The organism is Celerinatantimonas diazotrophica, from assembly GCF_004339545.1.
GTDB classification, from domain to species: domain Bacteria; phylum Pseudomonadota; class Gammaproteobacteria; order Enterobacterales; family Celerinatantimonadaceae; genus Celerinatantimonas; species Celerinatantimonas diazotrophica.
On the sequence record NZ_SMGD01000013.1, the window covers coordinates 464,119 to 473,452 of the forward strand.

Below are 9,334 nucleotides of genomic sequence, written 5' to 3' on the forward strand. Positions count from 1 at the left end.
TTATGCCTGTTCGGCTAATAAATGGCTAATTGTACGAATACCATGACCTTTGGCACCAGCAGCCCAAAGATCGCTTGCTGATTTTTGATAAGAGCCTGATAAATCGAAATGAACCCAACCTTTTTCAGGATTCTCAACAAAATGAGATAAAAATGCAGCTGCTGTGCTAGCACCTGGATTTCCATCCCCTGAATGAACATTCGCAATATCGGCAAATCCAGAAGTCAGTCGCTCTTTATGCCAAGGTTCAAGCGGCAACGCCCAAGCTAACTCATGTTCTGCTTTAGCGGCATTCAAAGCACTATGCACTAATTCTTGGTCAAGTCCAAGCACTGCATTAAAATCGCGGCCAACCGCAACTTTAGCAGCACCAGTTAGTGTCGCCGCATCAATAATTAATGGGGCTTTCGTTTCACTGGCACACAACAATCCATCAGCCAAAACCAAACGCCCTTCGGCATCGGTATTTAAAATTTCGACACGCTTACCATTGCGATAAGTTAACACATCTCCTAATTTGAAAGCGTTACCTGATACGAGGTTTTCAGCACAACATAAAAATAGTTTGACCCGTTTTTTTAATCCGCGACTCATCGCCAGTGCTAATGCTGCAGTCAACGTTGCAGCGCCCCCCATATCGCTTTTCATCGTCTCCATGCCTGAACTTGGTTTTAAGCTATAACCGCCCGAGTCAAAAGTGATGCCTTTCCCCACTAACGCCACCGCAACAGGCTCATTGGCATTGCTAGTCGGGTTATAATCAAGCTGTAACATTGCAGGGGCTTTATCACTCCCACGACCGACTGCATAAATCCCAACATAGTTATTTTTCACTAACTCTTCACCAGAAATAATCTGATAAGTCACATGTTCTGGTGCAATCGATTGAAGCAGTTCACTGGCTTGCTCACATAAACGCTGAGGATAGAGCTCAGCAGGCCCTTGGTTAATGATCTGGCGAGCCCAATTTATCGCTTTTTGTCGAGATAAAAACTCACTTTGTTCGGTTTCAATGAGCTCAGGATAATCAACATTACCCGACTGTTTAGCATTATAGTAACCTTGCTCAAACGCCCAACATAACTCTAAATCCCAAGAACCACCGGCCAATTGAATACCATTGATCCCTTGACTACTTAATTTACGCGCCATTTGTTGCACGGTGCGTAGTTGTTCATCTTGGTTCTGATTGACCAAGTGAATAATTGCACCATCACTTGTAAATGATAATTTCGCCCCTTCACCCCATTTTGAAGGAGCCTCTTGAAAAGAAAGTGATACGTACATTTGTGACATAACGATTCCCTAATGTGAAAAAGCCACATTAACTGTGGCTTCTTAAAATTTAATCAATTTCATCAATCCAGGCTTGCTGAATTGCTTCTAAAATTTGTTCATTACTACGTTGCGGATCATCATCAAACTCTTCAAGCTGACAAATCCAATCATGTAAATCAGTAAAGCGAACCTGCAATGGGTTTTGCTCAGGATACGTTTCAGCTAATTCAATCGCAATATCTTGAACATCAGTCCATTTCAACTGCATCAAATCCTCCTGTACCTAATATTAATGGTTTTCTGATACCTGATTAACTGTATAACGGGGGATCTCAACCACCAAATCTTCATCTTTAATCACTGCCTGACAGCCTAAGCGTGATTCACTTTCAAGCCCCCATGCCTTATCAAGCATATCATCTTCAAGTTCATCACTCTCATCAAGCGAATCAAATCCTTCCCGGACAATGACATGGCAAGTTGTGCAGGCACATGATTTTTCACAGGCATGCTCAATGCCAATACCACATTGAAGCGCCACATCCAGAATAGTTTCGCCGGATTTTGCTTCTACAATAGCCCCTTCTGGGCATAAATCTTCATGAGGAAGAAAAATAACTTTTGGCATGTTCAATTAAATCCTATCAATGTTTTGCCCCTTAAGGGCCTGGCGAATCGAATGATCCATTCGCTTCGCAGCGAAATCAGCCGAGGCATGATCTAGCTGTTCAATAGCCTCTTCAATGGCTTTGGTATCATTGCCCTGGGCGCTTGCGGCAACCGCTGCCATAGCGCTATCAATTGCCTGTCGCTCATTATCGTTAAGAAGGTTGCCATCTGCATCTAATGCTGACTGCATATTCTCTAAAATGCGAGCCGCCTCAACTTGTTGCTCTTTGAGCATTCGGGCATCAATATCACTCTGCGCGTGGTTAATTGAATCTTTGAGCATAGTGGCGATTTGATCATCCGCTAACCCATACGAAGGTTTTACCTGAATGGAAGCATTGACACCGGTTGTTTTCTCCATAGCACTCACTGATAACAACCCATCAGCATCCACTTGGAATGTCACCCGAATATGAGCTGCCCCTGCAGCCATAGGCGGAATGTCCGTTAATGTAAAACGCCCTAATGATCGACAAGCATCAACTAACTCGCGCTCCCCCTGCATAACATGGATAGCCATCGCGCTCTGACCATCTTTGAAGGTGGTAAATTCTTGAGCGCGAGCAACTGGAATAGTGGTATTCCGAGGAATAATTTTCTCAACTAAACCACCCATCGTTTCAATGCCAAGCGATAATGGAATCACATCTAAAAGCAGCAGATCACTGTCGCGTTTATTGCCAACTAAAATATCTGCCTGCAGTGCTGCGCCTAGGGCAACGACCCGATCAGGATCGATACTAGTTAATGGCTCTTTACCAAAATAATCGGCAACTCGACTTCGCACAAACGGAACTCGAGTCGAACCTCCAACCATAACGACATCAGTGATTTCAGCAACTTCGATATCGGCATCACGAACAGCTCTCCGACAAGCCGTAATGGTTCGCTTAACCCAAGGAGCAATCAGCTGCTCAAATTGCTCCCGACTCAGCTCGCCCTGCCACTGCCAATCGTCAAAAGCAAGCGTTAACGAAGTACTCTGTTCACTGGAGAGTTCAATTTTTGCCTGAGTAGCTAAACGTTGAAGTTCACGGCGCAGACCCGTTGCACGAAGATCTTCAATACCAGCTTGCTGACAGATCCAATCCACAATCACGGCATCAAAATCATCACCGCCAAGAGCAGAATCTCCACCAGTCGCTAAGACTTCGAACACACCTCGACTTAGCCGTAAAATTGATATATCAAAGGTACCACCACCTAAATCATAAACAGCAATCACACCTTCTTCTTGGCTATCTAAACCATAGGCGATAGCTGCTGCTGTCGGTTCATTTAGCAACCGCAACACATGCAGTCCTGCTAATTGAGCAGCATCTTTGGTACCTTGACGCTGCGCATCATCAAAATAAGCAGGAACGGTAATAACCACACCATCAAGTTCGCCACCGAGCGAACTCTTTGCCCGTTCAGCCAGCACTTTAAGAATCTCAGATGAAACCTGAACTGGGTTTACAAACCCTTGTTCGGTGGCAATCGTTGGCACATCACGGGTTAAATCAAATTGATACGGAAACTGATTAGAATCAAATTCATGAATACTTTTTCCTAACAGCCGTTTAACCGACACAATGGTATTCGCAGCATCATCTACAGCCCGATCCCGGGCCGCAAATCCAACCGAAATATAATCTTTTTGATACTGTACAACCGAAGGCAAAATAGCCCGATTGAGTTCATCATTTAAAGTATCAGCTTTACCACTACGGACAGTTGCAACCAGCGAGTTGGTTGTTCCTAAATCAATACCTACGGCAAGTTTATGTTGATGAGGAGCGGCGGCCTGACCTGGTTCCGCTATCTGAAGTAATGCCATAATAACCTATAAATCAAGAAGGTTGTCTTCTACTTGACGCAATTGCTGCATCAATCGTAGATAGAATTTCATTTTACGCACACTATCAGCGGCGGGTTCATAGTCACCTTGCTGATAGTATAAAACAAACGCTTCTTCCAGTTGCTCCTGAGCCGCTTTGAGTTTACTGGCAAAAGCATCGATGGCCGCCTCTGGGTCATCACTATTTTTAATGCCTTCAAGTTCTTCTCTTAAAGACATCTGTAACATGAGGAAATCAATATCCTGCATGGTCTGTTGTTCATCGGCGATATCAACATCCACCAACTTCAACATATATTGTGCCCGCTTTTGTGGATGCAAAAGTGTTTGGTAAGCATCATTAATTTCTGATGCCTTTTGTAATGCTTGCGCTTGTGACTTGTCATCAGCACCAGCAAAATTATCTGGATGATATTGACTTTGCAGTTGACGAAAACGCGCTGAAAGCGCGCTTTTATCAATAGCAAAACCGGGGGTAAGCGAGAAAAGATCAAAATAACTCATAACAAAATCCCGGTAATGAACCATAGCAATAGTGGTTAAACGTTAAAACTCTCACCACAGCCACATTCATCTTTAATATTAGGGTTTTTAAATTCAAACCCCTCGTTTAAACCATGTTTAACGAAATCAAGCTCAGTTCCATCGAGGTAAACCAAGCTTTTCTCATCAACCACAACTTTGACGCCATGACTCGGAAAAACCTGATCATCATCAGAGAGCTCATCCACAAATTCGAGCACATAAGCCATTCCAGAACACCCGGAAGTTTTCACTCCCAGACGAATTCCTAGACCCTTACCTCGATTTTGCAGATAGTTTCCGATGTGGTTGGCCGCAGCCTCTGTCACTGTAATAGCCATACCCGCTCCTTCAACTTCTAAAAACTACTATGCATTTTTCTTTTTGTAATCGGCAATCGCTGCTTTAATAGCATCTTCAGCTAAAATCGAACAATGGATTTTAACCGGAGGCAAAGCAAGCTCTTCAGCAATTTTGGTATTTTTAATTTCGGATGCTTCATCTAGCGTCTTACCTTTCACCCATTCAGTGACCAATGAGCTTGAAGCGATCGCACTTCCACAGCCATAGGTTTTGAAACGCGCATCTTCAATAACACCATTTTGCCCAACTTTAAGTTGCAGGCGCATCACATCACCGCATGCTGGAGCTCCCACCATACCAGTACCAATAGAGTTATCATCGCCTTCAAAGGCCCCGACATTACGCGGGTTCTCATAATGATCAATTACTTTTTCACTGTAAGCCATATTCTCTCTCCAAATCTACCGCGTATCTATGATTAATGTTCAGCCCAAGCGACCTGTTCTAAATCGACACCAGCTTGGAACATATCCCAAAGTGGTGACATCTCACGCAACCGACCAATCGCTTTATGAATAATATCGACGGCATAATCAATCTCTTCTTCAGTGGTAAAACGACCAAACGAAAATCGAATTGAACTATGCGCTAGTTCATCATTACGGCCAAGTGCTCTTAGCACATAAGATGGTTCCAAACTTGCTGAAGTACAAGCTGAACCAGATGAAACAGCGAGGTCTTTCAGCGCCATCATCAGCGATTCACCTTCAACATAATTAAAGCTGACATTAAAATTACCAGGGACGCGATGTTCAAGATCACCGTTGACATAAACCTCTTCGATATCTTTAATCCCTTCCCAGAAACGATTACGCAAACTCAAAATACGAGCCGATTCTTCAACCAGTTCTTCTTTGGCAATACGTGCAGCTTCTCCCATCCCTACAATTTGATGAGTTGGCAAAGTACCACTACGCATGCCTCGCTCATGACCACCACCATGCATCTGAGCTTCTAGACGGACACGCGGTTTACGGCGAACATACAAAGCACCAATCCCTTTCGGACCATACATTTTATGAGCAGAAAGCGATAATAAGTCGATATTTAGATCGTTTACATCAATATCAATTTTACCCGCACTTTGAGCACCATCGACATGGAAAACAATCTTGCGTTCACGGCACATCTGACCGATTTGCTTGATATCTTGAATCACCCCAATTTCGTTATTGACGTGCATAATAGAAACCAAAACGGTGTCATCACGCATTGTTTCTTTGAGCAAATCTAAATCAATTAAGCCATTTTCCATTGGATCCAAATAGGTCACTTCATAACCTTCACGTTCCAAATGACGGCAGGTATCTAATACTGCTTTATGTTCGGTTTTACAGGTAATGACATGTTTACCTTTTTTTGAGTAAAAATGCGCAGCACCTTTAATCGCAAGATTGTCTGATTCAGTAGCGCCGGAGGTAAAAACAATCTCGCGAGGATCGGCACCAATTAAATCAGCAATTTGGTTACGTGCAATATCAACAGCTTCTTCTGCCTGCCAACCAAATCGATGTGACCGTGAAGCTGGGTTACCAAACACACCATCAGTGGTTAAATATCCCATCATTTTTTCAGCCACCCGATTATCAACAGGTGAAGTTGCTGAATAATCGAAATAAATCGGAAATTTCATTTTCTTCTCCAAAGCACTTAATGCGATCGCTTATGTGCGATGCTTTATAATCTTACGTCGATGTTCAGCGAGCTATCTGCCATTTTCGAACCATTCAGGCATTGAGTGGAAGAGGACTGCTCTCGTGCTTGTTCGCTGACTAACTCACCTAGTGTGATACCATCTAAAAAGTGAGCAATTCGTTTACTTAGATTTTCCCATAAGGAATGGGTCAAACAACGCTCTCCATCCTGACAACCACCTTTGCCCTGACAACGCGTCGCATCGAGTGATTCATCAACCGCATGAATCACCATACTAACTGCAATTTTATTAGCATCTAACCCGAGTTTATAGCCGCCACCGGGGCCACGAACACTAGAGACTAATCCCTGTTTTCGCAACCGAGAAAACAGCTGTTCAAGATAAGACAGCGATATCCCCTGGCGTTCAGAAATATCCGCCAAGGGAACTGGACCTTGATCGGCATGGATGGCGACATCCAACATGGCGGTCACTGCGTAACGACCTTTTGATGTTAAACGCATAATTGATTATCCCTTGCATGAACTTGCAATAATAATCACATACCCCAGTGAATGGGTCAAGTATTTACCTGAGTATTTTACTCAAGTTTATTTTTATCGGGGAAAATCGTCTCACCACGAGCTGTGCGCTCCATTGCCGATAGAATACCACGCATGGTATTTAACTCATTCTGTTCCATGCGGATCCGGTTAAACATACGCCGCAATTTATCCATCACTTTGCCAGGGTGGTTTGGCACGATAAAACCAATCTGAAATAACGTTTTTTCAAGATGAGTATAAAAATTTTCTACATCTTGGCTTTGCGGATAATCAACTTCCGGCATAGATGGCATTTTATTATCAAGATGAGCCATGCGGACTTCATAACAGAGGATCTGAACAGCCATAGCCAGATTCAACGAGCTATACTCAGGATTAGTTGCTACATTAACATGAAAATGGCAATGTTTAAGCTCATCGTTAGTTAAACCAGTTCGCTCCCGGCCAAAGACCATAGCAACCTGCGCATGCTGCCCTTCTTGCACGACTCGTTGTGCTGACTGACGAGCATTTAATAGTGGCAACTCCAATGTGCGGCTGCGCGCACTCGTTCCAATGACCAATTCACACGGAGCAATCGCCTCTTCAAGCGTGTCAAAGATCTGTACATTTGCTAAAACATCTGAGGCTCCAGCAGCCAAAGCTGTTGATTTACCGTCGATTTCAGTTCCGGGAGCAACTAAAACCAACTGAGAAAATCCCATGGTTTTCATCGCACGTGCTGCCGAACCGATATTACCGCTGTGACTGGTTCCGACCATCACCACACGTACATTATCGAGCATTATCAGTCTCCTATTTAAAACGCCCTTATGATAGCACAGCACATAGACTAACTTTAACGGTTAATCGTCTCAGGGCGATGTGCTATAAAAATATTAATGAGGAGTAAAATCAGCAAGGATCCCGAATAGATCTTATTTCACCTTGCTTCAATGCCCTGCTTTGCCTATAATCTGCGCCGTCATAAAACGTTCTTTATTAATTCGGTGGATTGAAATGCATCCTATGCTCAATATAGGCATTCGCGCTGCGCGAAATGCTGGGAATATTATTGCCAAAGCTTATGAAAACTTGGATCAAGTTGAAACTCAAAGTAAAGGAGCCAACGATTATGTCACAAATATCGATAAGGCTGCTGAACGTACAATCATAGAAACGATTCAAAAGTCATACCCCGAGCATGGAATTGTTGCCGAAGAAAGTGGTATTACTCAAGGTGCCAATAGTGATTTCCAATGGGTTATCGATCCACTTGATGGCACAACCAACTTCATCAAAGGCATCCCTCATTTTGCTGTTTCTGTTGCTCTGCAAGTAAAAGGTAAAACAGAACATGCAGTCATTTATGATCCATTATCAAACGAATTATTTACAGCCAGCCGTGGCCAAGGCGCCCAGTTAAATGGCTATCGTCTACGCGTCACTAAATTACGTGATTTAGAAGGTGCAGTGATTGCTACTGGCTTACCATTTAAACAAAAACATCTCACCGAAACTTACTTTGCCATGCTTCATGACGTGTTTGAAGACTGTGGTGACATTCGCAGAGCCGGATCCGCGGCGCTTGATCTAGCTTATGTTGCCGCTGGTCGTTTGGATGGCTACTTTGAATTAGGGTTAAAACCTTGGGATTTAGCGGCAGGTGAACTGATTGTCAGGGAAGCAGGGGCACTGGTTACTGATGTTGCTGGAGGTTATAACTTTTACAAAACCGGTAACATTGTTACAGCAAATCCAAAAGTCCTCAAAGAGATACTATCTAAACTCAGACCACATCTGAGTGATTCAATGAAATAATAAATTCTTCAGCCTTCTTCCCTGAAGGCTGTTTCATTCAAACCGGATACCAGCCCCTTCAGCTTAATGAGTACGCTGTTTATCTCCATTGTATAGCTCGGCTATATTGGATGACATTATCAATACATACTGCCACTCGATAACGTGTATCCGCGTCAATAACAGGTGTTGCCAAGCTCTAAGTGCCACTTCATCTGTTCCAGGATTTTCCATTACGCTCCACTGAATAGTCTAAGGTCATGGGACCAAAAGCAATTAGATAGTGGATACAAATTTAGCTGAGTGCGCAATCACAATAAAAAGTGAATTGGAACAATCACCGACATCCCCTCCCCAAAACAGAACGTGTCAGCCATCGAATCCAAGAGGAACCAGTCAGGACTCCTAAGGTGTTATTTCAAGCTTCAAGCGATTCGGGTATAAAGCATACCTTGAACAATAAGAGAGCGCTGAACGAGCCCCGGAAGATGGGCTCAAGGAAACAACGGGCATGGCAGTGCCCCGTCAATCCACAGCAATCCGGGGCAGGGACAAAATCCCACCCATAAAAAAAGCCCCATCCAACGGATGGGGCTCAATTCGAAGCCTGGCAGTGACCTACTTTCACATGGGGAAACCCCACACTATCATCGGCGCTGTTGCGTTTCACGTCTGAGTTCG

At 43.7% G+C, this 9,334-nt stretch carries 11 protein-coding genes and 1 rRNA gene; 1 reads left to right on the forward strand and 11 read right to left on the reverse strand.

Annotation, left to right across the window (positions count from 1 at the left end; all coding sequences use genetic code 11):
• The 10 genes from pepB to trmJ form a co-directional block, all read right to left on the reverse strand.
• Complete coding sequence (gene pepB / locus EV690_RS11270) at positions 1-1,296, reverse strand: aminopeptidase PepB (RefSeq protein ID WP_131913096.1); 1,296 nt, start codon at positions 1,294-1,296, stop codon at positions 1-3.
• 49 nt (positions 1,297-1,345) lie between these two features.
• A complete protein-coding gene (gene iscX / locus EV690_RS11275) occupies positions 1,346-1,546 on the reverse strand; it encodes a Fe-S cluster assembly protein IscX (protein ID WP_207907522.1) in 201 nt (66 codons plus the stop codon).
• Positions 1,547-1,567: 21 nt separating this feature from the next.
• Positions 1,568-1,906 (reverse strand): ISC system 2Fe-2S type ferredoxin, encoded by a 339-nt coding sequence (gene fdx, locus EV690_RS11280; protein ID WP_131913097.1) that lies wholly within the window; start codon positions 1,904-1,906, stop codon positions 1,568-1,570.
• Positions 1,907-1,912: 6 nt separating this feature from the next.
• The gene (hscA, locus tag EV690_RS11285) at positions 1,913-3,766 is read right to left on the reverse strand and encodes a Fe-S protein assembly chaperone HscA (protein ID WP_131913098.1); all 1,854 of its coding nucleotides are present in this window, start codon (positions 3,764-3,766) and stop codon (positions 1,913-1,915) included.
• A 6-nt stretch (positions 3,767-3,772) separates the two neighbouring features.
• Positions 3,773-4,291 (reverse strand): co-chaperone HscB, encoded by a 519-nt coding sequence (hscB, locus tag EV690_RS11290; RefSeq protein ID WP_131913099.1) that lies wholly within the window; start codon positions 4,289-4,291, stop codon positions 3,773-3,775.
• Positions 4,292-4,326: 35 nt separating this feature from the next.
• Positions 4,327-4,650 carry an iron-sulfur cluster assembly protein IscA gene (gene iscA / locus EV690_RS11295; protein WP_131913100.1) on the reverse strand — a complete coding sequence of 108 codons (324 nt, stop codon included), beginning with the start codon at positions 4,648-4,650 and terminating at the stop codon, positions 4,327-4,329.
• Positions 4,651-4,677: 27 nt separating this feature from the next.
• Complete coding sequence (iscU, locus tag EV690_RS11300; protein ID WP_131913101.1) at positions 4,678-5,058, reverse strand: Fe-S cluster assembly scaffold IscU; 381 nt, start codon at positions 5,056-5,058, stop codon at positions 4,678-4,680.
• A gap of 32 nt (positions 5,059-5,090) precedes the next feature.
• Complete coding sequence (locus tag EV690_RS11305; protein WP_131913102.1) at positions 5,091-6,305, reverse strand: IscS subfamily cysteine desulfurase; 1,215 nt, start codon at positions 6,303-6,305, stop codon at positions 5,091-5,093.
• 44 nt (positions 6,306-6,349) lie between these two features.
• Complete coding sequence (gene iscR, locus EV690_RS11310) at positions 6,350-6,832, reverse strand: Fe-S cluster assembly transcriptional regulator IscR (RefSeq protein ID WP_131913103.1); 483 nt, start codon at positions 6,830-6,832, stop codon at positions 6,350-6,352.
• Between the two features lie 77 nt (positions 6,833-6,909).
• Positions 6,910-7,659, reverse strand: coding sequence for a tRNA (cytosine(32)/uridine(32)-2'-O)-methyltransferase TrmJ (trmJ, locus tag EV690_RS11315; RefSeq protein ID WP_131913104.1), 750 nt, complete (start codon positions 7,657-7,659; stop codon positions 6,910-6,912).
• 214 nt (positions 7,660-7,873) lie between these two features.
• Here trmJ and suhB point away from each other — a divergent pair, with 214 nt between their 5' ends.
• Positions 7,874-8,674, forward strand: coding sequence for an inositol-1-monophosphatase (gene suhB / locus EV690_RS11320; RefSeq protein ID WP_131913105.1), 801 nt, complete (start codon positions 7,874-7,876; stop codon positions 8,672-8,674).
• 584 nt (positions 8,675-9,258) lie between these two features.
• Here the strand turns inward: suhB and rrf are convergent.
• Positions 9,259-9,334: ribosomal RNA gene (gene rrf, locus EV690_RS18805) — 5S ribosomal RNA — on the reverse strand; the annotation flags it as partial.

Excerpts from the sequence above, each read along its gene's own strand:
- pepB (WP_131913096.1), bottom strand. The coding sequence starts at position 1,296 with ATGTCACAAATGTACGTATCACTTTCTTTTCAAGAGGCTCCTTCAAAA.
- iscX (WP_207907522.1), bottom strand. The coding sequence starts at position 1,546 with ATGCAGTTGAAATGGACTGATGTTCAAGATATTGCGATTGAATTAGCT.
- fdx (WP_131913097.1), bottom strand. The coding sequence starts at position 1,906 with ATGCCAAAAGTTATTTTTCTTCCTCATGAAGATTTATGCCCAGAAGGG.
- hscA (WP_131913098.1), bottom strand. The coding sequence starts at position 3,766 with ATGGCATTACTTCAGATAGCGGAACCAGGTCAGGCCGCCGCTCCTCAT.
- hscB (WP_131913099.1), bottom strand. The coding sequence starts at position 4,291 with ATGAGTTATTTTGATCTTTTCTCGCTTACCCCCGGTTTTGCTATTGAT.
- iscA (WP_131913100.1), bottom strand. The coding sequence starts at position 4,650 with ATGGCTATTACAGTGACAGAGGCTGCGGCCAACCACATCGGAAACTAT.
- iscU (WP_131913101.1), bottom strand. The coding sequence starts at position 5,058 with ATGGCTTACAGTGAAAAAGTAATTGATCATTATGAGAACCCGCGTAAT.
- EV690_RS11305 (WP_131913102.1), bottom strand. The coding sequence starts at position 6,305 with ATGAAATTTCCGATTTATTTCGATTATTCAGCAACTTCACCTGTTGAT.
- iscR (WP_131913103.1), bottom strand. The coding sequence starts at position 6,832 with ATGCGTTTAACATCAAAAGGTCGTTACGCAGTGACCGCCATGTTGGAT.
- trmJ (WP_131913104.1), bottom strand. The coding sequence starts at position 7,659 with ATGCTCGATAATGTACGTGTGGTGATGGTCGGAACCAGTCACAGCGGT.
- suhB (WP_131913105.1), top strand. The coding sequence starts at position 7,874 with ATGCATCCTATGCTCAATATAGGCATTCGCGCTGCGCGAAATGCTGGG.